General features: G+C 69.7%; 19 protein-coding genes and 1 riboswitch. Of the genes, 6 read left to right on the forward strand and 13 right to left on the reverse strand.

Going from position 1 to position 22727, the window contains the following annotated elements:
- Together oxc and ABS772_RS19430 are read left to right on the forward strand one after the other, a co-directional pair.
- On the forward strand, positions 1-1134 hold a 1134-nt coding region (gene oxc / locus ABS772_RS19425; RefSeq protein ID WP_350396440.1), incomplete at its 5' end, for an oxalyl-CoA decarboxylase.
- A 191-nt stretch (positions 1135-1325) separates the two neighbouring features.
- Positions 1326-2042, forward strand: coding sequence for an alpha/beta hydrolase (locus tag ABS772_RS19430; protein ID WP_238255410.1), 717 nt, complete (start codon positions 1326-1328; stop codon positions 2040-2042).
- Positions 2043-2104: 62 nt separating this feature from the next.
- Here the strand turns inward: ABS772_RS19430 and ABS772_RS19435 are convergent, their stop codons facing one another.
- The 3 genes from ABS772_RS19435 to ABS772_RS19445 form a co-directional block, all read right to left on the reverse strand.
- Positions 2105-3313, reverse strand: a complete 1209-nt coding sequence (locus ABS772_RS19435) for an HPP family protein (RefSeq protein ID WP_350396442.1) — start codon at positions 3311-3313, stop codon at positions 2105-2107.
- Positions 3314-3621: 308 nt separating this feature from the next.
- Positions 3622-4872, reverse strand: coding sequence for a formyl-CoA transferase (gene frc, locus ABS772_RS19440; protein WP_238255412.1), 1251 nt, complete (start codon positions 4870-4872; stop codon positions 3622-3624).
- A gap of 108 nt (positions 4873-4980) precedes the next feature.
- Positions 4981-5430 carry a PAS domain-containing protein gene (locus tag ABS772_RS19445; RefSeq protein WP_238255413.1) on the reverse strand — a complete coding sequence of 150 codons (450 nt, stop codon included), beginning with the start codon at positions 5428-5430 and terminating at the stop codon, positions 4981-4983.
- Between the two features lie 252 nt (positions 5431-5682).
- On the opposite strand from ABS772_RS19445, the gene ABS772_RS19450 reads away from it, so the two are divergent.
- Positions 5683-6126 (forward strand): OsmC family protein, encoded by a 444-nt coding sequence (locus ABS772_RS19450; protein ID WP_350396443.1) that lies wholly within the window; start codon positions 5683-5685, stop codon positions 6124-6126.
- A gap of 32 nt (positions 6127-6158) precedes the next feature.
- Positions 6159-6527 carry a YybH family protein gene (locus tag ABS772_RS19455; protein ID WP_350396444.1) on the forward strand — a complete coding sequence of 123 codons (369 nt, stop codon included), beginning with the start codon at positions 6159-6161 and terminating at the stop codon, positions 6525-6527.
- A 134-nt stretch (positions 6528-6661) separates the two neighbouring features.
- Here the strand turns inward: ABS772_RS19455 and ABS772_RS19460 are convergent, their stop codons facing one another.
- Positions 6662-7816 carry a DUF2778 domain-containing protein gene (locus ABS772_RS19460; protein ID WP_350396445.1) on the reverse strand — a complete coding sequence of 385 codons (1155 nt, stop codon included), beginning with the start codon at positions 7814-7816 and terminating at the stop codon, positions 6662-6664.
- A 354-nt stretch (positions 7817-8170) separates the two neighbouring features.
- Positions 8171-8379: riboswitch (cobalamin riboswitch) on the forward strand.
- Between the two features lie 108 nt (positions 8380-8487).
- Between ABS772_RS19460 and ABS772_RS19465 the strand changes: the two genes are divergently transcribed.
- On the forward strand, positions 8488-10704 hold the full coding sequence (locus tag ABS772_RS19465) for a TonB-dependent siderophore receptor (RefSeq protein ID WP_350396446.1): 2217 nt from the start codon (positions 8488-8490) through the stop codon (positions 10702-10704).
- Positions 10704-11864, forward strand: a complete 1161-nt coding sequence (locus ABS772_RS19470) for a DUF1624 domain-containing protein (protein ID WP_350396447.1) — start codon at positions 10704-10706, stop codon at positions 11862-11864. The genes ABS772_RS19465 and ABS772_RS19470 overlap by 1 nt, the downstream gene beginning before the upstream one ends.
- Positions 11865-12292: 428 nt before the next feature.
- On the opposite strand, the gene urtA is transcribed toward ABS772_RS19470, so the two are convergent.
- The 9 genes from urtA to ABS772_RS19515 all read right to left on the reverse strand — a co-directional run bounded on the left by urtA (position 12293) and on the right by ABS772_RS19515 (position 22419).
- Positions 12293-13534, reverse strand: a complete 1242-nt coding sequence (urtA, locus tag ABS772_RS19475) for an urea ABC transporter substrate-binding protein (protein ID WP_238257217.1) — start codon at positions 13532-13534, stop codon at positions 12293-12295.
- Between the two features lie 188 nt (positions 13535-13722).
- Positions 13723-14607, reverse strand: a complete 885-nt coding sequence (locus tag ABS772_RS19480) for an urease accessory protein UreD (protein ID WP_350396448.1) — start codon at positions 14605-14607, stop codon at positions 13723-13725.
- Positions 14607-15251: an urease accessory protein UreG gene (gene ureG, locus ABS772_RS19485; RefSeq protein ID WP_238257215.1), complete on the reverse strand. Its 645-nt coding sequence runs from the start codon at positions 15249-15251 to the stop codon at positions 14607-14609. The genes ABS772_RS19480 and ureG overlap by 1 nt, the downstream gene beginning before the upstream one ends.
- Positions 15248-16960, reverse strand: coding sequence for an urease subunit alpha (ureC, locus tag ABS772_RS19490; RefSeq protein WP_350396449.1), 1713 nt, complete (start codon positions 16958-16960; stop codon positions 15248-15250). Before ureC ends, ureG begins: the two co-directional genes overlap by 4 nt.
- Positions 16961-16976: 16 nt before the next feature.
- Positions 16977-17672: an urease subunit gamma gene (locus ABS772_RS19495; RefSeq protein ID WP_238257213.1), complete on the reverse strand. Its 696-nt coding sequence runs from the start codon at positions 17670-17672 to the stop codon at positions 16977-16979.
- Positions 17673-17686: 14 nt separating this feature from the next.
- Positions 17687-18367 (reverse strand): urease accessory protein UreF, encoded by a 681-nt coding sequence (locus ABS772_RS19500; RefSeq protein ID WP_350396450.1) that lies wholly within the window; start codon positions 18365-18367, stop codon positions 17687-17689.
- 4 nt (positions 18368-18371) lie between these two features.
- Positions 18372-18836 carry an urease accessory protein UreE gene (gene ureE / locus ABS772_RS19505; RefSeq protein ID WP_350396451.1) on the reverse strand — a complete coding sequence of 155 codons (465 nt, stop codon included), beginning with the start codon at positions 18834-18836 and terminating at the stop codon, positions 18372-18374.
- A 143-nt stretch (positions 18837-18979) separates the two neighbouring features.
- Positions 18980-20089, reverse strand: coding sequence for a DUF2778 domain-containing protein (locus ABS772_RS19510; protein ID WP_350396452.1), 1110 nt, complete (start codon positions 20087-20089; stop codon positions 18980-18982).
- 362 nt (positions 20090-20451) lie between these two features.
- Positions 20452-22419 (reverse strand): oleate hydratase, encoded by a 1968-nt coding sequence (locus tag ABS772_RS19515; RefSeq protein WP_350396453.1) that lies wholly within the window; start codon positions 22417-22419, stop codon positions 20452-20454.
- Between the last annotated feature and the right edge of the window lie 308 nt (positions 22420-22727).

The following is a 22727-nucleotide window of genomic DNA, read 5'->3' on the forward strand; positions in this document are numbered from 1 at the left end:
GCCCAGATCCCGGCCCCCGCCTCCGTCGCCCGGGCGCTGGACCTGCTGAAGTCGGCCGAGCGTCCGCTGATCATCCTCGGCAAGGGCGCGGCCTACGCCCAGGCCGACGAGGCGGTGCGCGCGCTCATCGAGGAGAGCGGCATCCCCTACGTGCCGATGAGCATGGCCAAGGGCCTGCTGCCCGACACCCATCCGCTCTCGGCGGGTGCCGCGCGCTCCACCGCGCTCAAGGATTCCGACGTCGTCGTCCTGGTCGGCGCGCGCCTGAACTGGCTGCTCTCGCACGGCAAGGGCAAGACCTGGGGTGAGCCCGGCTCCAAGCGCTTCATCCAGATCGACATCGAGCCGCGCGAGATGGACTCGAACGTCGAGATCGCCGCCCCGATGGTCGGCGACATCGGCTCCTGCGTCGAGGCGCTGCTCGACGGCATCCGCAAGGACTGGAAGGGCGCGCCGCAGAACTGGCTCGAGACCATCCGCTCGAAGCGCGAGGCGAATATCGCCAAGATGGCTCCGAAGCTGATGAAGAACACCTCGCCGATGGACTTCCACTCGGCTCTGGGCGCGCTGCGCACCGTCATCAAGGAGCGTCCCGACGCGATCCTCGTCAACGAGGGCGCCAACACCCTCGACCTCGCCCGCGGCATCATCGACATGTACCAGCCGCGCAAGCGCCTGGACGTCGGCACCTGGGGCGTGATGGGCATCGGCATGGGCTTCGCCGTCGCGGCCGCCGTCGAGACCGGCAAGCCGGTGCTGGCGGTCGAGGGCGACTCGGCCTTCGGCTTCTCCGGCATGGAGGTGGAGACCGTCTGCCGCTACGAGCTGCCGGTCTGCATCGTGATCTTCAACAACAACGGCATCTACCGCGGCACCGACATCGATCCGACCGGCCGCGATCCCGGCACCACCGTCTTCGTCAAGGATTCCCGCTACGACAAGATGATGGAAGCCTTCGGCGGCGTCGGCGTGAACGTCACCACGCCGGACGAGCTGAAGCGGGCCGTCGATGAAGCGATGGATTCCGGCAAGCCGACCCTCATCAACGCGGTGATCGACCCGGCCGCCGGCAGCGAGAGCGGCAATATCGGCAGCCTCAACCCGCAGAGCACGCTGAAGAAGAAGGGCGCCTGACGCCGCTTGGCGTCTCCGCGCGACTGAACCGGACCGCGGTGCCGAAAGGCGCCGCGGTCTTCTTCGTTTCAAGGCCCAGCCCGCACGCCGAATCGCCCGCTGCGCCAGCCGGTGCGCGCTCCTCCCTGCGGGGAGGGGACTCGCGCTCCGGAACGCCGGCGTTCAAGTGAGGGCCACCAGGGATGCATCCGATGTCCTCCGCGACCGACCCGAACGCGCCCCTCGATCCCCGTCTCGCCGGCCGTCTCGCCTTCCTGCCGCGGCTGCCGACCAAGCCGCCGCTTCCCCCCGGCCGCCACGCGCTCGGCCTGTTCGAGACCCGCGACGCGCTGATCCGCGTGCCCGAGCACATCGATGCGCGCCTGCCGACGCCCCTGGTGGTGCTGTTCCACGGCGGCGGCGGCAGTGCCGAGAAGATCCTGCCGATGCTGGAGACGCACGCGCAGAAGCGCGGCTTCCTGCTGCTCGCGCCGCAATCGCTCCACCCGACCTGGGATCTGGTGATCGCCGGCAACGGGCCCGACCGGGAACGGCTCGACCGGGCGCTCGCCGAGGTCGCCGACCGCTTCCTGATCGATCCCCGCCACCTCGCCTTCGCCGGCCACTCGGACGGCGGCAGCTACGCCCTGTCGCTCGGGCTCACCAACGGCGACCGGGTCAGCCACCTGATCGTGTCCTCGGCCGGTTTCATGTCGGTGCAGGTGCAGGCCGGCGCCCCCAGGATCTTCCTGTCGCACGGGACCCGCGACGAGCAGATCGGGATCGACCGCAGCGCCCGCACCCATGCCCGTCTGCTGAAAGGGGCGGGCTACGACGTCACCTACGTCGAATATGACGGCCCGCACGCCTACAACCCGGACGTGGTGGCCCAGGCGGTCGATTTCTTCCTCGGGGACTTCTTCGCCTGAACGGGGTCCGGCGCCTCGTCCTGGATATCGGATCCAGGACGAGGCGCCCGGTCATCGATGCACTAGGCGATGCCGGCGGCAAGGCCTGCCGGCAGCCGGTCGGCGCCGTCGGTCGGCGCGGTCCCGCGGGGCGTGTCGTCGCCGGCGGCGGCCTCGGTCAGCAGCGCGGCGACGAGGTCGCTCTGGGAGACGACGCCCATCAGGCGCCCCTCCGGCCCCACCACGGGCAGGTGGTGGTGGCCGCTCTGGGCCATCCGCGCCGCGACCTGGGCCAGCGACATCTCCGGGCGCAGGCTCTCGACCTCGGTCGTCATCACGTCGGCGGCGCAGCCATGCGGGGCGCGGCCCCGGCCGAGCGTCAGCTGAAAGCGCCGGGCGAGGCCGAGACGGGGCCCGCGCGCATCCCACTCCGTCTTGTCCATCAGGTCGGTCTGGGTGAGGACGCCGATGATCCGCGCGCTCTCGTCGGTGACGGGCAGCATCTTGATGTGATGGCGCCGCAGCAGGGCGAGCGCTTCGTGCAAGGGGGCTTCGGGGGCGATGCCGACCACGTCGCGGGTCAGGATCGAGGCGCAGGTCGTCGGGCCGGAGCGGCGCATCACGGCGCTGAGCTGGGCGCGCCGCAGCAGCGCCTCGAGATCGCCGCGCCCGATGTCGAGCACCTGATCGTAATCCTCGAGCGCCGCATCGATGTCGGCCGAGCTCAGCCCGAAGCGGCTCGACCGCGCCGGGACGGCGGCCGCGGCCTGCGCCGCGTGCGGGTAGGAACGGCCGGTCAGGTTGTTGAACAGGATCGCCACGCCGAGGATGATCAGCGTGTTGACGCCCACCGGCCACAGCACGAAGCCGTAGCCGAGATCGTGGATCGCCGGGCCGCCCAGCACGGCGGTGAGCGCCACGGCGCCGCTCGGCGGGTGCAGGCAGCGCAGGACCATCATCACGGCGATGGCCCCGGCCCCGGCGATCGCGGCGGCCACGAGGGGATCGTGGACGAGCAGGGCGGCGGTGACGCCGACGAGCGAGGCGACGAGGTTTCCGCCGAAGATCGACCAGGGCTGGGCCAGCGGGCTCGCCGGGACGGCGAAGAGCAGCACCGCCGAGGCGCCCATCGGCGCGATCAGCGCCGGCAGTTCGGTGCCGGTCCCGAGGGCGGCGCGGGCGACGAGCCCGGTGGCGAGGAGGCCGGCCAGGGCGCCGCAGGCGGCGCGAACCCGCTCGCGGAGGCTGACGGGGCCCTGCTCGGGCAGGAATCGGCGCAGAAAAGGAGTCAACGGTCGCTTCACCGGCAGGGCACCGCAGGGTCGAGGCGAAGGAAGAGACGCACCGCGGCGGCGGGCGCTCGGTCCTCATGTTTCCCACCGTCTCTCGCCGAAAGCCGACTTTCGAGACGATGCTCCGGACAGAAAAGCCGGACCGACGGAGTCGGCCCGGGAAAGTCATCGGAGGAGGAAAAAACCCGGGCACCATGCCCGGTCAAGCGCTCCCGGGGCGATGCCCCGTCCCGGGAGAAACATGGCCGGCGGGAACCGGCCATTCGGTCCCGGCTGCCCCGGTCGACCGGGGCAGCCGCGATCTCAGGTCAGACCGCGCGGGCCTCGTGCATCGCGGCGATCTGCTCGGGGCTGTAGCCGAGGGCGGCGAGAACCTCGTCGGTGTGCTCACCGAGAAGCGGCGACGCCTTGATGTCGACCTTCATGTCCGAGAACTTGATCGGGCTTCCGACCGTCAGGTAGGAGCCGAGCTTCGGATGCGGAACCTCGACGATGGTGCCGCTGGCGCGCAGCGACGGATCGGCGGCGATCTCCTTCATGGAGAGGACCGGCGAGCAGGGGATGTCGAACTTGCGCAGGATGTCGACGGCCTCGAACTTGGTCTTGTCGGCCAGCCAATCCTCGATGAAGGCGAAGATCTCGAAGATCTTGTCCTGGCGGGCGCGGGCGGTGTTGTAGGCCGGATCGTCGATCCACTCGGGCTTGTTGAGGGCCTTGCAGATCGGGGCCCAGGCGTGACCCTGGATCGTGAAGTAGATGTAGGCGTTCGGGTCGGTCTGCCAGCCCTTGCACTTGAGCACCCAGCCCGGCTGGCCGCCGCCGCCCGCGTTGCCGCCGCGCGGCACCACGTCCGAGAACTCGCCGTGCGGGTACTGCGGGTACTCCTCGAGGTAGCCGATGGCGTCGAGGCGCTGCTGGTCGCGCAGCTTCACGCGGCAGAGGTTGATCACCGAGTCCTGCATCGACACGGCGACCTTCTGGCCCTTGCCGGTCTTGTTCTTGGCATGGAGCGCCGTGAGGATGCCGATGGCGAGGTGCATGCCGGTGTTGGAGTCACCGAGCGCGGCGGCCGACACGGTGGGGGGACCGTCCCAGAAGCCCGTGGTCGAGGCGGCGCCGCCGGCGCACTGCGCCACGTTCTCGTAGACCTTCAGGTCCTCGTAGTGGTGGCCGTCGGAGAAGCCCTTCACCGAGGCGAGGATCATGCCCGGGTTGAGCTCCTGGATGCGGGCCCAGGTGAAGCCCATGCGGTCGAGGGCGCCGGGGCCGAAATTCTCGACCATCACGTCGGACTCTTGGATCAGCTTCTCCAGGACTTCCTTGCCCTGCGGCGTCTTGGTGTCGAGCGTCAGCGAACGCTTGTTGGAGTTGAGCATCGTGAAGTAGAGCGCATCCGCGTCCTCGACGTGGCGGAGCTGGTTGCGCGTCACGTCGCCGGAGCCCGGACGCTCGACCTTGATCACGTCCGCTCCGAACCAGGCCAGGAGCTGGGTGCAGGCGGGACCCGCCTGGACGTGCGTGAAATCGATGATTCGGATGCCTTCGAGCGGCTGGGTCATCTTGGTTTTTCTCCCTCTTTCGACTTCGTGTGGGTCGTTGTTGAAAGTTGAAAATATACTTTCAGTAATATCGCTGAATCACGTGGCTCTCGTGCTTCGGCCTCCGCCTCAGGCGCAGACCAGGGTTCCCAGAGCCTCCTCCAGTTCCGCCACGCGGCGGCGCAGGGTGCGCTCCTCCTGGAAGCGCTCGGTCTCGTCGCGGATGATCGCGGCGATGCCGGTGACCTCGCCCTCCGCGCCGTGCAGCAGCGCGACGGTGAAGGCGATGGAAAGTGCGCGTCCGTCCTTGTGCAGGGCGGGCACCTTGAGCAGCGACGTGCCGTAGCGGGTCTCACCCGTCCGCATCGTCTTCGCGTAGCCGTCCCAGTGGCGCTTGCGGTGGCGCTCCGGGGTGATGAGATCGAGGGTCTCGCCCAGCGCCTCGGCTTCCGAGAAGCCGAAGATCCGCTCGGCGGCGGGATTCCAAGTGACGATCCGCCCGTCCGCGTCGGAGATCACCACCGCGTCACCGATCGCCGCGACGAGCCCGGATGTGTCGAAGGTCTGCGATTGGGCCATCCATCGCCTCCCCATCTTGCCGTCGGTTAGCCGACGAACCGCTGGGCGAGCGAAGAAACGGGTTGTCTGTCGAGGATGCCGCTTCGAGTCATGGCAGGCGCTGCCTCCTTGGCTTCCCGGATCGTGGCCGCTCTTTCCGGTGGCTCACCTATTGGCATCTGGTATACCAGAGACGAATGGCAGGTCAAGACGCCCCGCCCGGCGCGAACGAGATCGCGGTGGGGCCGTTGTAAGGGAGGCGAGGAGGCCGCGATGTCGGGCAAGCACAGCATCAAGATCCGACAGATCGAGGCCTACGCCTTCCGGATCGAGTTCGGCGAAGCCTTCGCGCCGCTCCTGACGGACGAGCCGGAACCGATCGGCGGCGGCACCGGCCCCTCGCCGGAGCAGGTGCTGATCGCCGCCGTGAGCAATTGCCTGTGCGCGAGCCTCGCCTTCGCCCTCGGCAAGTACCGGCAGGAGGGCGGCGGCGTGAGCGCCGAGGCGATCGGGCGGGTGGCCCGCAACGCGGACGGCCGCCTGCGCCTCGTCGGCATCGAGGTCGACATCGCCCTCGGCGCGCCCGCCGAGTCGTTGGACCGGCTCGACCGGGTGCTCGGCCAGTTCGAGCAGTTCTGCACCGTGTCCGAGAGCGTCAAGGCCGGTGTTCCGGTGGCGGTCTCGGTGCGGGACGGTCTCGGCAACCGCCTGAAATAGACGCGCCTGACACGAACAGGGAGGAACGAGCGATGAGCGAGACGCAGCGGGACGTGGCGCGGGAGCCCGAGGATCTGGCCCGGCTCTTCCACGAGCGGGCCAATGCCGGCGACGCCGAGGGGCTGGTCGCCCTGTACGAGCCGGCGGCGGTGGTCGCCGCGGGCGAGATCGTGGCGACGGGCCACGACGAGATCCGCCGCTTCTACACGGACCTGCTCGCCCGCAAGTCGGACTTTCCCGAGCCCGAGACGCTTCCGGCGATCCGCAACGGCGACCTCGCGCTCACCTTCGCACGCCTGCCGAACGGCGCGCTCTCGGTCGAGTCGGCCCGGCGGCAGCCGGACGGCACGTGGCGCTGGGCGATCGACCAGCTCAAGATCAAGCCGGTCACGAAGGGCTGACGGGCTCGCAGCGGCCGAAGTCAGAGGTTTCGAAAGGACAAGTCCTTTCGCAGGTCCGGGGCGGAGCCCTGGTGGAGGAACGTTGGGGCGCTGCCCCAACACCCCGCCAAAGGAGGTGACCCCTTTGGAATCCCTCAATCCGCGGCGGAGGCCGAGCGCCGCGGCGTGGCGCTGCGCCGGTTGGCGAAGACGCCGGGGGCGGTGCCGGGGACCACGACCAGGCGCCGGACCTCGCCGCGCAGGTAGGCCTGAAGGAAGCGGGTGTAGTTCTTGAACACGACGCAGCCGTTCGAGGCGCCGCTCGGGCCGAGCATGTAGGTGTGGGCGAGGATGCCGTCGCGCCCGTGGATGGCGGCCGAGCCGCCGACCGGGTTGAGGCGGATCGCCCGCACGCCGTGGAACAGGGCCTCGCGCTCCCGCAGGTCGTAGACGCCGGGCGGGGTGGCCCCGCGCATCCGGACGTGGACGTAGTCCGGGTTGTCCTGGGCGACGCCGAGGCCGGAATGGGCCTCCAGCACCTCGCCGCTCGGCAGGGTCACGGTGGCGGCGCTGATGTCGTAGACGGCGACGCCCGGCTCCGAGACCGGGCCCGGCACGACGCGGCGCCGCGCGGCCGAGTCGACCGCGCCGCTGTCGAGCCCGGCATAGGCCATCGCCTTGTTCGAGGACGCGGCCGGCGCCGAGCCGGGCAGGTCGAACATCTTCTCGAAGAAGGAGCGGTCGTCGGTCACCGCGGCGCTGAACACGCTGCGGGTCGGCTCGGTGGAGGCGCGTGCCGTGGCGATCCGGTTCGACGCGGCCCGGGCGGTCTGCGTCCGCGGCTCGAAGCGGAATTCCTCGGGGCGCCGCATCGGCAGCGGCACGGTGAGCGCGACGCGGGCCGTCGGCGCGGCCGGGCGCGGCGCGGCGGAGGGCGCGATGTCGACAGATTGATCCGCGGGGAGGGCGGCGAGCGTCACGGGCGGTTCCGGCGCGGTCGGAGCCCGGAAGGCGACGGCCTTCGGCGCCTGTCGGACGAAGCCGCTTCCGGCCGTGTCGAGGACGGGCGCGGGGTCGAGCATCCAGGCCAGGGCGCCGGGCGCGGCCGGCGCGGCGTCCGCCGGTTCGGCCTCGCCCGAGACCTGCGCGGTCTGTGCGGGCGAGGGCGCGGCGGTCTCCTGCGGTTGCAGCAGGCCGGCCAGGGCGAGGCCGCCGAGGGCGGTGAGCGCGAGCGCCGCGAGGGGCGGCCCGCGCCGACGGCGGACGACGGGCCGGGCGGAGCGACTCTGAACGAGCTCGGCGATGTCCATTCGGGCGGTACTCGACAACGCGGATCCCGCACGGCCTCTCACCGTCTTCCCGGCCTCTCTGTGCCAGAACGACGATCGAGATGGCTTCGCCGATTAGGGAATGATCAACCTTAAGCCTTTCCTCATTGAACGGGATCTTGGTTAATCTTGCCTAAATCGCAGCCACCTCCTGTCAAAAAGCTTTGCCGCTGAACGTCAGGTTCAGCCGTGGCGGACAGCCGGGATGACGGCCAACGCTGCCGCGTCGAGACCGAGCTCTCTCCGCCCGATGCCGCATCGTGCCCCGCGGGTCACAGGCTGTGTAACGTTGTTACATTCCGCGCCGCCGCGTGTTGACCCTTCGCCGCATCGCAGCGAAGGTACGCCTGCCAAGGTTCCCTTGGGCGGATGTCCGAGGGCTAAGAGGGAATTCGGTAAGCCGGTTCGCGCGACGCCGAAGCTGCCCCCGCAACTGTGAGCGGTGAGTTCCCGTCACCGATGGTCACTGGTGCCATGCACCGGGAAGGCCGCGACGGGGGCGCTGACCCGTGAGCCAGGAGACCTGCCTCGGCACGACGATGTCCCCCGGACGGGGTGTTCCGGCGGCGTGCCTGATCGGCGAGCGCGTTCCCCAGCGCGCGTCCGGCCCGGCATCCGCTCGGGCCCGCGTCCGAACAGCCAGAGCGCGCCCTGTGAGAGTTCGGACGAGCCTGTACGCCGTCATCGATGGAAGGCCGGCCCGGCGCCCGCGCTGGATGCTGGCCGCGCTGCTCTGCGCCGGCCTGCCCGGCGCGGAGGCGCGGGCACAGGATTCGGTCACCCTGGACGAGTTGGCGGTCGAGGGAGAGGGGCGCGGCCAGGGCAACGGCGTCGGCAACGGCGCACCGGACGGCCGGACGGCGGCGTCCGGCACGATCGGCCTGATCGGCCCGACGCCGGGCTACCGCGCCGACCGGGCGGTGAGTGCGACGCGGACCGACACGCCCCAGCGCGACGTGCCCCAGGTCGTCACCGTCGCGCCCCGGGAGGTCATCACCGATCTCGCGGCGACCCGTGTCGATCGCGTCTTCAACTACACGCCGGGCGTGGCGCAGCAGAACAATTTCGGCGGCCTCTCCGTCTTCAGCTACGCCATCCGCGGCGTCACCACCTCCGAGATCTACAAGAACGGCTTTCCGCTCAACCGCGGCACGCCGCCCCCGCCGGACACGCAGAACGTCGAGCGCATCGAGGTGCTGAAAGGCCCCGGCAGCGGCCTGTTCGGGCGCAGCGATCCCGGCGGCCTCGTCAACATCGTCACCAAGCAGCCCACGCGCGAGCGCTTCGTGGAGATGGGCGGGCTGTGGGGTTCGTTCGGACAGGTCCGCGGCACGGTCGATTCCGGCGGCGCGCTGAACGAGGAGGGCACGCTCCTCTACCGCTTCAACCTCGCCGCCGGCCGCCAGGGCAGTTTCCGCGATTTCGTGGACGGCGACCGGCTGCTGGTGGCCCCCGTCCTGAGCTGGCAGATCACGCCGGACACCCGGATCACCGTCGAGACCGAGTTCCTGCGCAACCGCATCGTGTTCGACCGCGGTGTCATCGCCCTCGACGGGCGGCTCGGGGTTCTTCCGATCTCGCGCTTCCTCGGCGAGCCGGGCCAGAGCACGTACCAGACCAGCAACACGATGCAGGTGCGGGTCGATCACCGCTTCAACGCCGACTGGCAGATGCGGCTCGCCACCCACTTCAACACCGGCACGCTGGAGGGCGAATCCGCCGAGATCCGTGCCATCGCCGCCGACAACCGCACCGTCTCGCGCGACCGGAACCTGCGCGACTACCGCTGGGACACGGCGATCGGCCAGGCGGAGGTGGTCGGGCGCTTCGACACCGCCGGCATCGGCCACACACTGCTGCTCGGCTTCGAGCGCGAGAGCACCGACAGCCGGGTCGTCTACAACCGCTCGAACTTCCGCACGAGCCCCTACGCCATCGACATCGACGATCCGCGCTACGGCCAGCCGCTGCCGCCGCTCACCATCCCGCGCAACAACCTGGAGCGGATCACCAACACCGCCCTCTACGCGCAGGACCAGATCGCCTTGAGCCCGGAATGGAAGGCGCTGGTCGGCGTGCGGTTCGACTTCTTCGAGCAGTCGTTCCGCGAGCGCATCCCGCGCTCCCAGGTCGATCAGACCTATTTCGCGGCGACCCCGCGGGCGGGCCTGGTCTACCAGCCGACGCCCGAACTCGCCCTCTTCGCCAATGTCGGCACCAGCTTCCGGCCGAATATCGGCCCCGACGCGGCGGCCGTGGCGCTCTCGGGACCGTTCGCGCCGGAGACCGGCATCGGCTACGAGGTCGGGACCAAGATCGACCTCTACGGGGGCGCCCTGGCGCTCACCGCCACCGCCTTCCGGGTCGATCGGGAGAACGTGCTGACGCCCGATCCCAACAACACGGCCTTCTCGCTCGCCGCCGGCGCGGTGAGGAGCGAAGGCTTCGAACTGACCGCCGCCGGCCAGATCACGCCGGAGATCAAGATCCTGGCGGGTTACGTCTACGCCGACGCTTTCGTGACCAAGGACAACGTGCTGCCGGTGGGCACGCCGCTCATCAACGTGCCGCGCCACTCCGGCAGCCTGCTCGCCGTGCACGAGGTGCAGGCCGGCCCGTGGAACGGGCTCGGGATCGGCGGCGGCGTGCGCGGCGTCGGCGAGCGGGCAGCGGACGCGGCCAACAGCTTCTCGCTGCCGGCCTATATCGCGGTCGATGCGCTCGCCTATTACCGCTACGAGAACTTCCGCTTCGGGCTGAACGTCGAGAACGTGTTCGACACCGAGTATTACGAGAGTTCGCTCAACCGCTTCCGGGTCTATCCCGGCTCGCCCCGGCGCGTCACCGGCACGCTGACGGTGCGGTTCTGATGATGGCCCGGTCGGACGCCGCCCCGGTTCCGCGCACCCGCATCGGCGCCATCGACGCCCTGCGCGGGCTGGTGATGCTCTTGATGCTCGTCGATCACGTGCGCGAGTTCTTCTACCTGCACGCCCAGGTGACCGACCCGGTCAACCTCGCGGCGACGCCGCCGGACCTGTTCCTGACGCGGGCCGCCTCGCATCTCTGCGCGCCGGCCTTTCTGCTGCTGACGGGGCTCTCGGCGAGCCTCTACGGGCAGAAGCACGGCAGCCGGGCGGCGACCTCCGCCTTCCTCGTCAAGCGCGGGCTGTTCCTGGTCGTCCTCGAAGTCACCCTGGTGAACCTCGCCTGGACGGGCAGCCTGCTGCCGCCGGTCCTCTACCTTCAGGTGATCTGGGCGATCGGGCTCAGCATGCTGGCGCTCGCCGCCCTGCTCTGGCTGCCGCGCCCCGTTCTGATCGGCGCGGCGCTGGCGATCATGCTCGGCCACAACGCCCTCGACGGCCTCGTGCTCACGCCCGACCAGCCGGGCTACGCGCTCTGGGCGGTGCTGCATCAGCGCGGGATGATCCCGCTGCCCTGGGGCGCCGCGCGCACCTCCTATCCGGTCCTGCCCTGGATCGGCGTCATCGCCGCGGGCTACGCGCTCGGGCCGCTCTACGCCCCCGGTTCCGACCCGGCCGTACGCCGCCGACGCCTCGTCGCCCTCGGCCTCGCGAGCCTCGCGGTCTTCCTTCTCCTGCGCGGCCTCAACGGCTACGGCGATCCGCATCCCTGGCAGGCGGGCAAGGACGGGTTCGCGGGCGCCCTGTCCTTCATCAACCTCACCAAGTACCCGCCCTCAGCCGATTTCCTGCTCGCCACCCTCGGCCCCGGCCTGCTGCTGCTCGCGCTGTTCGAGCGCGTGCCAGAGGGACGCCTGCGCTGGCTCGCCACCTTCGGCGGGGCGCCGCTGTTCTTCTACCTCGCCCATCTCTGGGCCCTGCGCCTCGTCTATGACGGCCTCGCTTCCCTCGGCATCGCCGGAGCCTCGGGCCGGGTCGAGGCGGGGGCGCCGTGGCAGATCTGGCCGATCGCGGCGGCCTTCGCCCTCGCCCTCTACCCCGCCTGCCTCTGGATGGTGCGGCTGAAGCGGCGCAGTGCGTGGCCCGGGCTGAGCTACCTGTGAGGCCGGTTCCGCTTGAATCCTCCGTATTGCTTCCCCCGTCATCCCGGGGCCGCGCAGCGGAACCCGGGATCCACCCGTGACGCGCGGCTCAGCGTGGCATCACGGGTGGATTCCGGGTTCGCCTTCAGCGCCCCGGAATGACGGGGTTCAGGCTTTACCGAACCAATCAACCGGAAACCGTATGATACGCCATCCGATTGATCGCTTCGGTGCCTTCTCCGTCATCGCGAGGCGAAGCCGTGGCGATCCAGAGCGCGCCCTATCCGGAGAAGTCGCGCCCTGGATCACTTCGGCTTCGCCTCGTGATGACGGCGTTGGGCCAAGCCCGAGGTGATCAACCGGAAACGGGATGAGGCCGGCGCCGAGGAACGGCCGAGTCATGTGCGCATCCCCTCTCCCCGCACGGCGGGGAGAGGAGGCCGTCAAAACTACTGGTACCCCTTCGGGAACGGGTTCGGCTCGATCAGGTCCGGGCTCTCGTAGACCACGTCGAACTGGCCGTCCGCCCGCGCCCGCGCCACGCGGGTCTTCGACCAGAGGTGATGGTTCTCGTGGACCTTCACGGAGCCTTCCGGCGCATCCTTCATCTCGATGCCGGGCGACGCCTCGATCACCCGGTCGATCTCGAAGCTGCCGGCCTTCTCGACAGCCGCCTTCCACAGGAAGGGGCTCAGGTAGGCCGCCTGGGTCGCGTCGCCGATGACGGTCTTCTCGCCCCAGCGCTTCTTGAAGGCGGCGACGAACTTCTCGTTGGCCGGGTTCTTGAGCGACTGGAAGTACTTCATGCAGGTATAGGCGTCGGCGATGTTCTCGCCGCCGATGCCGTCCACCTCGTCCTCGGTGACGGAGACGGTGACGAGCGTCTGCTTCTTGAGGTCGATGCCGGCGGCCTTGAGCTGCTTGTAGAAGGCCACGTTCGAGCCACCGACGACGGTCGAGAAGATCACGTCCGGCTTCTTCAGCTTGATCTTGTTGATGACCGAGTTGAACTGGGTGTGGCCGAGGGGGAAGTACTCTTCGCCCGCGACCGTGCCCTTCAGCACGCTGGTGATGTGCTTGGTGGCGATCTTGTTGGTGGTGCGCGGCCAGATATAGTCCGAGCCGACCATGAAGAAGGTCTTGGCCCCCTTCTCCTTGCCGACCCAGTCGAGGCCCGCCAGCGTCTGCTGCGTCGCCTCCTGGCCGGTGTAGATGACGTTCTTCGACTGCTCCAGACCCTCGTAATAGGTCGGATAGTAGAGGAGACCGTTGTACTGCTCGAAGACCGGCAGCACCGCCTTGCGCGAGGCCGAGGTCATGCAGCCGAACACCGCGGCGCAATGGTCGTTGACGACGAGCTTGCGTGCCTTCTCGGCAAAGGTCGGCCAATCGGAGGCACCGTCCTCCTGGATGATCTTGATCTGGCGCCCGAGCACGCCGCCGGCCGCGTTGATCTCCTCGATGGCGAGCTTCTCGCCCTGCGTCGTCCCGGTCTCGGAGATCGCCATGGTGCCGGTCAGCGAGTGCAGGATGCCGACGGTGACCTCCTTGTCGGTGACGGCGAGCGCGCCCGCGCCGGCCTGCGCGAAGGCGCGCCCGGGCAGGGCGGTCAGCAGCGGCGAGGCGGCAAGGCCGAGGAGGAGGCGGCGGCGGAGATGGAAGTGGGCATCGTTTCGGTCACGCGAGCGCATGTCTTCTCGAAATCCTTCGAACGTCGTCCGGCAGACCGGCTCGAATGTCGGCCTTGATGCCGCCAGACGAGGCCGGTGCCCCGGCCCGTATTTCGTCTCAGGAAATCGAGTTGCATCAAGGGGAATTGCTGGGCGGCCTGCCCATATTTCTCGCGATCTGCCGCCTCGCTGGTCGTTCGAGAACTATTTTACTTGCGCCGCCGCCCCGGCTCGCATCCGCTCAGGGCTGCGAACAGGATGCGGAACAAAGCCTCCATGCCGGCCGAGAGGGCGCCGCCGTCCGGGGCGAGGAGGCGCAGGCCGAGCCCGGCCCCGTTCGGCAGCGGGCTCACCCCGGTCAGGCAACCGGCCGCGTCCGATGCCTGCCGCAACAGGGGACCGGCGAGGCGGGCGTCGTCCGGCGCGCCGAGGACGACCATCGTGCCGTAGGCCCGGTGGCCTCCCATCGGCGAGTCCGGGCCGGTGAACGCCGCCCCGTCGATGCGGCTGCGCTCCCGCACCAGCGCGCGGCCCTCGGGCGTCCGGATCGTTAGGCCGAGATCGAGCCGGTCGAACGGCCGGCCCTGGCCGAGCGGATCGTGGCAGGCCACGCTCTCGGTGACGATGGCGCGGGCGCCCGGCTCGGCGGTGATCTCGGTCGAGATGGCGAGATGCGCGTCGGGAAACAGGATGAGCGGATCGGGATTGAGCGCGAGGAAGGCGTCGGCGGCGATCGTGAGCCGCGTCTCCTGGCGCGTGGGCTCCGGGCCGCCGCGATGCACCACCGTGCCGGCCTGCGTCGTGACGTGGACCCGCGCGCCCGTCCGCGCCGCGACGTCGAGGGTGAGATGGTCGGCGGCATAGAGCCCGCCGGAGGCCGATTGCAGGTAGAGCGTGGCGAGGTCCGGGCTTCCCGGATGCATCCGGAAGGCGCGGGTGATGTGGAACGGGTAGGGCACATTCTGCCGCGACAGCACGGTGGTGCCGCCGCCGCGGGCGAAGACCAGGGAGGCCCGCACCCGGCGCCCGACCGGCGCGGGGGCCGCCTCGGCCGGGGCGGGCGTCTCGGGCAGGCCGTCCAGCGACAGGGCCATCAGGGCGCGAACAGCACGGCGCGGCAGATCGCGTCGGCCACCGCCTCGACGCCCTCGCCGGAGCGGGCGTTGGTGGCGGCCACGGGCTTCGTGCCGCGGACGCGCGCCGCCTCCGCCAGCATGCCGGGCAGATCGACGCCGACATGGGGCGCAAGATCGGTCTTGTTGATGACGAGGAGGTCGCAGCGCAGCACCCCGGGGCCGCGCTTCCTCGGGATGTCGTCGCCGCCCGCCACGTCGATGACGAAGATCCACCAATCGACGAGATCGAGGGAGAAGGTCGAGGCGAGGTTGTCGCCCCCCGATTCGAAGATCAGGAGCTGGAGCCCCGGAAACTTCGCCTCCAGATCGTCGCCAGCGGCGATGTTGAGGGTGGGATCCTCGCGGATGACGGTGTGCGGGCAGGCGCCGGCCTCCACCGCCTCCACGCGAGCCGGATCGATCAGCCCGGAGCGGCGCAGGCGCTCGGCATCCTCCTTGGTGACGAGGTCGTTGGTGACGACCGCGAGATCGATCCCGCGGGCCTGAAGCGCCGGGATCAGACGCTCGATCAGCGCGGTCTTCCCTGAGCCGACCGGGCCGCCGATGCCGATGCGGGCGGCGGTGACGGGCTGAGGCAGGGCAGGGGAGAGGGAAGCGCTCATCGCAGCATGTACCGTTGGGCGAGCGGCAGGACGGTCGCGGGCTCGCAGGTGGCGAGTTCCCCGTCCACGAAGACCTCGAAGGTCTGCGGATCGACCCGGATCTCCGGGCAGGCGTCGTTCCAGAGCATGTCGGCCTTGGTCAGCGTGCGGGTGCCGCGGGCCGGCAGCAGGTTTTTGCGGAGGCCCAAGCTCTCGCGGAGCCCGCCCTCGATGGCGAGCGGGTGGACGAAGCAGGCCGAGAGCCCCTGCTTGGCGAGCCCGAAGGCGCCCCATTGCGGGCGCATCAGCATCGGCTCGCAGGTCATCAGGGAGGCGGCGGAATCGCCCATGGCGCCCCAGGCGATGAAGCCGCCCTTGATCACGAGTTCCGGCTTGATGCCGAAGAAGGCCGGGCGCCAGATCACGATGTCGGCCATCTTGCCGGTCTCCAGCGAGCCGATATGCTCCTGGATGCCGAAGGTGCGCGCGGCGTTGATCGTGTATTTCGCGATGTAGCGCTTGATCCGCGCGTTGTCGCCGAAGCCCGGCCGCTCCTCCGGCAGGCTTCCGCGCTGGTCCTTCATCTTGGAGGCGAGCTGCCATGTCCGGCAGATCACCTCGTGGATGCGGCCCATGCCCTGGCTATCGGAGCCGAGCATGGAGATCGCGCCGATATCGTGCAGCACGTCTTCCGCCGCGATGGTCTGGGCGCGGATGCGGCTCTCGGCAAAGGCCACGTCCTCCGGCAGGGCCGGGTTGAGGTGGTGGCACACCATCGTCATGTCGAGGTGCTCGTCGAACGTGTTGACCGTGTAGGGGTTGGTCGGGTTCGTCGAGGAGGGCAGGCAGTGGGGCAGCCCCGCCACGCGGATGATGTCCGGCGCGTGGCCGCCGCCGGCGCCTTCCGTGTGGTACATGTGGATGGTGCGCCCGCCGATCGCCGCCAGCGTGTCCTCCACGAAGCCGGATTCGTTCAGCGTGTCGGTGTGGAGCTGGACCTGGAAATCGTGCTCGTCGGCGAAGGCGAGACAGGAATCGATCGCCGCCGGCATCGCCCCCCAATCCTCGTGGATCTTCAGGCCCAGCACCCCGGTCTCGAGCTGCTCCTTGAGGGCCGCCGGCTTGTGGGTGTTGCCGCGGCCCAGAAATCCGAAATTGACGGGCCAGGCTTCCGCCGCCTGGAGCATTTTTCCCGTGTTGAACGGGCCGCCGGAATCGATGCCGACGGTGATCGGCCCGAGCGAGCCGCCCAGCAGCGTGGTGATGCCGGAGGCGATGGCGTGGTCGGGGAGCCCCGCGGAATCGAAGTGGACGTGCACGTCGATGGCGCCGGGCGTCGCGATCAGCCCCTCGCAATCGCGCACCGTGGTGCCGGCCGAGACGATCAGGCGCGGATCGACCCCGTCCATGATCGCCGGGTTGCCGGCCTTTCCGAGGCCGACGATGCGCCCGTCCTTGATGCCGAGATCCCCCTTCACGATGCCGAGCACCGGATCGATCACGAGGACGTTGCAGAGGAGGAAGTCGAGCGCGCCCTGCGCCGCCGTGACGCCGGGGGCGAGGCCGATGCCGTCGCGCAGCGTCTTGCCGCCGCCGTGCAGACACTCGTCGCCGTAGACCGCGTGGTCGTGCTCGACCACCGCGATGAGCGAGGTGTCGGCGAGCCGCACGCCGTCGCCAGTGGTGGGGCCGTAGAGGGCGGCGTAGTCGCGCCTCGGGATCGTGACCATGGTTCCCAGTCTCCCCTCAGGCGCCCTTGAAGCCGCGGGCCTTGGCGCGGGCCAGCGCGTCGGCGCGGGCCGCGTCGCTGTCGAGCCGCCCTTGCGTCAGGTTGTTGAGGCCGGTGAGTTCTTTCGCGCCGCCGAACCCGGTGAGCGTCACCGTCTTGCGCTGGCCCGGCTCGAACCGCACCGCCGTGCCCGCCGGGATGTCGAGGCGGAAGCCCAGCGCCTTCGCCCGGTCGAAATCGAGCGCCCGGTTGACCTCGAAGAAGTGGTAGTGCGAGCCGATCTGCACCGGCCGGTCGCCGGTGTTGACGACCTCGAGGCTCACCCGCGGGCGGCCGGCGGCGAGTTCGATCTCGCCCTCGGCCGGCAGGATCGCGCCGGGCTCGAGCGTGTCGGGCTCCGCCCCTTCCGCGGGGCGGATCGGCTCGTGCACGGTCACGAGCTTGGTGCCGTCGGGGAAGACGCACTCGACCTGCAGGATCGGCATCATGGAGGCCACCCCCGGCATCACGTCGCCGGTCGTCAGGATGGTCGAGCCCCAGCCGATCAGGTCGGCGACGGAGCGCCCGTCGCGGGCGCCCTCGAGGATCTCGTCGGTGATGATCGCCACGGCCTCCGGGTAGTTGAGCTTGAGCCCCCGGGCGCGGCGCTTGCGGGCGAGTTCGGCGGCGGTGAAGATCGTGAGCCGTTCAAGCTCGGTCGGCGTGAGCAGCATCGGCTCGGCTCCTTTCAGTTCGCGAACAGGCGGAGTTCGGCCTGGGCCTGGCGCATCGCGGCGATCTCGATCAGCGGGGTGAAGCCGGTGAGGTCGATCGCGTCCGCCGGCTCCGGCACCGGCCGCTCCTGCAACGCGGCGATCAGCGGCAGTGCCCCCCCTAGCACACGCTGCGCCTCGATCGCCCCGATGGCGCCGAGCCGCACCGCGGCCGAGGTCAGGCCGCTGGCGAAGAGGTAGCCGGAGACCGACGCCGCGTTGCGCTCGTCGAGGCCGAGCGCCGGCCACAGCGCGCCCTGCACGGTGGGAAGGTGCCCGAGCATCCGCCCCGCGCGCACGGCGGCGCGGAGGTCGGCGGCGCCCGGCGTGCCGAGGCGGCTGTGCGAGGCGAGCAGCGAGGCGCCGTTGCGGCGGCTGCCGGTCCGCATCGGCTCGGCGAGCGAGGCGGCCTCCACCGCCGCGTCGATGGCCGCGAGCCGCTCGATCGCCCGATCCGCGCGATGGGCGAGGATCAGCGCGACCCGGTCGGTTTCGGCCCATCGGAAGCGCAGGGCGGCGGCGACGGTGCGGGCGAGCGCCGCCTCGTCGAAGGCCGGGTTCTCGGCGACCAAGCCTTCGAGGCCGTTGGAGAAGGCGAAGCTGCCGCTCGGGAAGGCGGTGTCGGCCTGCTGGAGCGCGGTGAGGGCGGCGAGCAACGCCTCAACCCTCCTCGGCCGCCGCGTCGACGGAATGGGCGACGCGGCCCTCCTCGATCAGGGCGCCGAGGCGCACGAGATAATCCTCCGCCGGCCCTTCCAGCGCGACCAGGATCGCGCCGCCGTCGAAGCGGATCCGCCAGTGCAGGTTTCCGGCATGGTAGCCGAGTTCGAGCGCGTCGGGGATGCTCGCCGGCACGAGCCGCAGCCAGCGCTCGGCGCCGACGCGGGCGACCAGGGCATGATGGTCGTCGAGGACGAGCACGGCCCCGTCGAACAGGGCCTGATCCCGCGGCAGGGCGAGCGCGATCTCCTCGCCGCCCACCGTCGTCGCCCGAAGGCGGCGCCGGGCCACGTCGGCGCTCGGCACCCTCAGGATATCCACCGCGCCGTGATGCTCGAGGTGATGCAGGCGCTCCGCCAAGCCGGCCTCCGACCGGTTGCCCAGGACGCGTTGGATCACACGCATACGCCACGACTCCGATGCACACGACGCTCCGCTCAACGAGCGGGAAGGGAACTCCTCCGGAGTCTATGCGAGGATCGGGCCAAAATCGAGCGTAAAGAGAATTTATTTTTCTCAGAAAGAAATAAAAGTGGGTTGTGAATGTCTTACCGCGACGCGAGCAACGGGGTCGCGTCGCGACCGCGGCCCGGCACGACCACGACGCGGCGGATCTCGCCGCGCAGATAGGCCTGCAGGAACCGGTCGTAATCCTTGAACGAGATGCAGCCGTTCGAGGCGCCGTTGGGGCCGAGCAGGTAGGTGTGGGTCAGGAGGCCGACGCGGCCGTAGATCGCCTCGCTGCCGCCGACCGGCGTGAGGCGCAGCGCCCGCACGCCGTGGAACGGCGCCTCGCGCTCCGTCAGGTCGTAGGTGCCCGGCGGCGTGGAGCCGCGCATCTTGAGATGGACGAAGCGCGGGTCGTCCATGCTCTCGCCGAGGCCGGAATGCGCCTCCAGTCGCTCGCCGCTCGGCAGGACCACGCTCTGGGCGCTGATGTCGTAGACCGCGATCCCGCCTTCGCCGGACGGCGGCGCGACCGGGGCCGGTGTGACGAGCGGCCGGCGGGCGGCCGACTCGGCCGCGCCGTTCTCCAGGGCCGCGTAGGCGAGGGCGGGGGCGGGGGAGGCGGGCTTCTCGACGCCGAGCAGCTTCTCGAAGAAGGTGCGGGTGTCCTCCGTCGGGGTCGGCGCCACCGCCACCGTGGCCCGGCGGGCGGCGAGACGCTCGGCCCGGCGCAGGGCCGCCGCCGCTCCGAGGCTCGTCAGCTCGGGCGGGCGCCGCACGGGCAGGGGCACGAGCTGGGCGAGAGCGGCCTCCTGAGGCGCGTCCGGGAGCCAGAACAGGGCCGCCATCCCGAACCGGGCGTCGGCCGGAGCGGGCAGCGCCAGCGGCCCCCACTCGGCGAGCGCGACGTCCTGCGGTTCGGCGGCCTCCGGTGCGGCGGCTGGTGCCTGGATCGGCTCTTGAACCGACGCTTCAAGCGACCCCTCAACCGACCCTTGGGCGGCGGTCTCGGCCATCGCCTCCGAGGGGATATCGGTCACGAGGGCATGGTTCACGGGGGCGTCCGGCACCGGCTCTGCCGCAAAAGGCGTCACCACGGCTTGCCGGGGCGGCAGGCCGAGGGATCCGAACGGGGCGGACGAGGCCAGGATCAGCGCCGCGCTCACGTAAGCGGCCGAGGGCAGCGCCCACGAGAAGAGAGGATGTGCCATGCTGCGCCGCCCGAAACCTCGTCCCGGAGCGGCCCCCGCCCCCGAACCGCCCTGTCGGCACGGGCGCGATGCTCCCGCAGCCGGTCAATCTGTCGTTAACCAAATGTCCGGCGGCACTCGGCGATTCTGGGGCGAGATCGTGGTCGGGCGGGGGTAAAACCGGAGCGGACTTTGGGCCGGGCCGGAGAATTGCCGCCGGATCGCAGGCCGGCCGCGCAATGTCGAGAGGTCGGATCGGCTCGAAAATCGCGTCGGTCGAAGATTTGCGGCGATGATCCGTTCGGCTCTCAAGTCGCCATCGGATCCGGACGATCGGCGATCTTGTCGAGACGGAATGCCCGATCGTCCAAGACGCACCGCGATCATTTGGGCGATCGGAGATACCCGCGAATCTGCGCGAAGGACGCACCGATGGCGTTCAGGGCTTGGCGTCTGCTGCCGAGCAGGTGCTTCAGCTCGAGTTGCGCCGATCCGTGGGGCGGGCCTTCGAGGTCCGGCAGGGGCGGCAGGATATGCGCGTAGTAGGTTCTGCCGAGAAGCCGGTGCAGCAGACGCTCGCCGGGGAACGGCTCGTTGTTGTTCAGGGCGCGTGCGGCCTTAATGAGATTGCGGATGTCGTACTGGACCGGGCTGATGTCCGGCACCTGCTTGGCGAGGCCGAGCAGCGTGTAGACGGCCACGCGCGCGGTGCGGACCGAGCTGTCCATCGTGAAGACGATGTCGTTGGAGGTTTCGACGAACTGGCCCATCAGGCCCAGATTCGTGCAGCCCTTGGGCACGACGTGCGGCCGGTCGCCGGCGGCGCGGGGCATGAACATCGCCGTGATGTAGGGCATCAGCGCCAGGCGAACCTTCGTCCTGGCCGCGACCGCATCCAATTGATCGGCGATCCCGAGGTGGTAGCAGAGTTCGCTCAGGATCTCCCGGCCCGTGCAGGCCGGCATCGGCTTGCCGACGTGGTTGCCGTCCCGATCCATCAGGAGCGCGTAGGCCCAGAGCACCAGCACGTCCTTCGGCTGACCGGGAAAATGCGGCTGGCGGTTGCAGGTCACGCTCAGCACCCAGTTCGAATCCGTGAAGGTGATGATCCCGCCCGTCACGGTCCTGCCCGAATAGGGATCGTTGACCGCCAAGTCCTTCAATCGCTCGACGAGTGGCGACGGCTGGCAGGTCAGCGTCACCGATTCCCACATCGATTTCCCGGTATCGCCGTAGAACTTTTCGGGTTTTCCGAAGATCGGGGATTTTTCCGCCAGGTTCTTCCACAGCGTCCAATCGCTGTCCTCGCCCGGGTCGTGCCGGCCGCGTTCGAGGAGAGGTGCACGGTCCATGTCGCCGTAGGCCGTGCCCTCGGTCATCGAGCCCGTCAGGGCGAAGACCACGTCCCCGTCCCCGACCGGGATGATCTCGTCCCTGCCGTCCGTCCGGACGTGGATGCCCGTGACGGTCCGGGTCTCGCCCTCGACCCGCATCGCGAGGTCGTCGGCGCGGGCACCGAACCGCACCGTCACGCCGCGGGCCTGGAGGTGGTCGACCAGCGGCCGGACGAAACTGTCGTACTGATTGTATTTCGGGAAGACGAGCGCCGACATGTCCGCCAACCCGTCGATCGCGTCGAGGAAGCGGTGCATGTAGAGCTTCATCTCGAGCAGGCTGTGCCAGTTCTCGAAGGCGAACATGGATCGCCAGAGGAACCAGAAATTTGTCTCGAAAAATCCGGTGCTGAAATATTGCTCGATGGTGATGTCGTCGAGATCCTCCTTGCGCTTGAGCAGCAGCCGGATCAGCTCCCATTGCTGGGGTTTCGTCAGCCCGAAATGCGTAAAATCGCGGATCTGCCCTTGCCGATGCATGAGCCGCGCTTTCGAGTAGTTGGGGTCGCGGTCGTTGACGAGCCGATACTCGTCGAGGACGCTGTAGCCTTCCGGCAATTCGAGCGCCTGAACATCCTGAAACATGTCCCACAGGTTGTCGTAGTTCCAGTTCATCTCGCGGCCGCCGCGGATGATGTAGCCGTCCTCCGGCGTGCCGGCGCCGTCGAGGGAGCCGCCCTCGACGCTCAAGGCGTCGAGGATGGTGATGTCCTCGCCTCTCAGGCCGCCGTCTCGGATCAGGTAGAAGGCGGCCGCCAGCCCGGCGATGCCGCTGCCGATGATCCAGGCCCTGCGCCCCGCCACCCGCTGATCCGGGACGGGGCGGTTGCGCATGTAGGCCCCCATCATGTCCGGGGGCGGCAGCGTGTTGTCGGGCCGGTGCTGCCAATAGGCGGCCGACGCGTCCGCCTCCACGACGACATCGCGGCCATCTTCGCCCGGGTGGGCTCCCGCCATCGCGCGTCTCCCAAGGTAAGCGCCCGGCGTCGTCACGTCGACGTTACGGATCGGGCCGCGATCGGTTCGCAACTGCTGTCAGCGGATGCCGGATGAACGCTTGCCCGAGATCGCGTCGGACGCTCGGGTTCCGGCCGGAGCATTTCTCGGCCCACCTGCCGAGTCTTCCAATGAGACAGATCAATTCGTGCCGCCGGCCTGTGGGTTAGGGTTGGGATCTGCTCTCGAAGGGGCGTGAAGTGCTGGTGTCGTTCGGGCGACGACAGGGTCCGGTATCGAGACGTCTCCGTCGAGATCCGGTGATCGTC

This window comes from Methylorubrum podarium (assembly GCF_040270385.1).
Lineage (GTDB): Bacteria > Pseudomonadota > Alphaproteobacteria > Rhizobiales > Beijerinckiaceae > Methylobacterium > Methylobacterium podarium.

Coding starts and splice junctions, on each gene's coding strand:
- ABS772_RS19430 (WP_238255410.1), top strand. CDS start 1,326: ATGTCCTCCGCGACCGACCCGAACGCGCCCCTCGATCCCCGTCTCGCC.
- frc (WP_238255412.1), bottom strand. CDS start 4,872: ATGACCCAGCCGCTCGAAGGCATCCGAATCATCGATTTCACGCACGTC.
- ABS772_RS19445 (WP_238255413.1), bottom strand. CDS start 5,430: ATGGCCCAATCGCAGACCTTCGACACATCCGGGCTCGTCGCGGCGATC.
- ABS772_RS19450 (WP_350396443.1), top strand. CDS start 5,683: ATGTCGGGCAAGCACAGCATCAAGATCCGACAGATCGAGGCCTACGCC.
- ABS772_RS19455 (WP_350396444.1), top strand. CDS start 6,159: ATGAGCGAGACGCAGCGGGACGTGGCGCGGGAGCCCGAGGATCTGGCC.
- ABS772_RS19460 (WP_350396445.1), bottom strand. CDS start 7,816: ATGGACATCGCCGAGCTCGTTCAGAGTCGCTCCGCCCGGCCCGTCGTC.
- ABS772_RS19470 (WP_350396447.1), top strand. CDS start 10,704: ATGATGGCCCGGTCGGACGCCGCCCCGGTTCCGCGCACCCGCATCGGC.
- urtA (WP_238257217.1), bottom strand. CDS start 13,534: ATGCGCTCGCGTGACCGAAACGATGCCCACTTCCATCTCCGCCGCCGC.
- ABS772_RS19480 (WP_350396448.1), bottom strand. CDS start 14,607: ATGGCCCTGTCGCTGGACGGCCTGCCCGAGACGCCCGCCCCGGCCGAG.
- ureG (WP_238257215.1), bottom strand. CDS start 15,251: ATGAGCGCTTCCCTCTCCCCTGCCCTGCCTCAGCCCGTCACCGCCGCC.
- ureC (WP_350396449.1), bottom strand. CDS start 16,960: ATGGTCACGATCCCGAGGCGCGACTACGCCGCCCTCTACGGCCCCACC.
- ABS772_RS19495 (WP_238257213.1), bottom strand. CDS start 17,672: ATGCTGCTCACGCCGACCGAGCTTGAACGGCTCACGATCTTCACCGCC.
- ureE (WP_350396451.1), bottom strand. CDS start 18,836: ATGCGTGTGATCCAACGCGTCCTGGGCAACCGGTCGGAGGCCGGCTTG.
- ABS772_RS19510 (WP_350396452.1), bottom strand. CDS start 20,089: ATGGCACATCCTCTCTTCTCGTGGGCGCTGCCCTCGGCCGCTTACGTG.
- ABS772_RS19515 (WP_350396453.1), bottom strand. CDS start 22,419: ATGGCGGGAGCCCACCCGGGCGAAGATGGCCGCGATGTCGTCGTGGAG.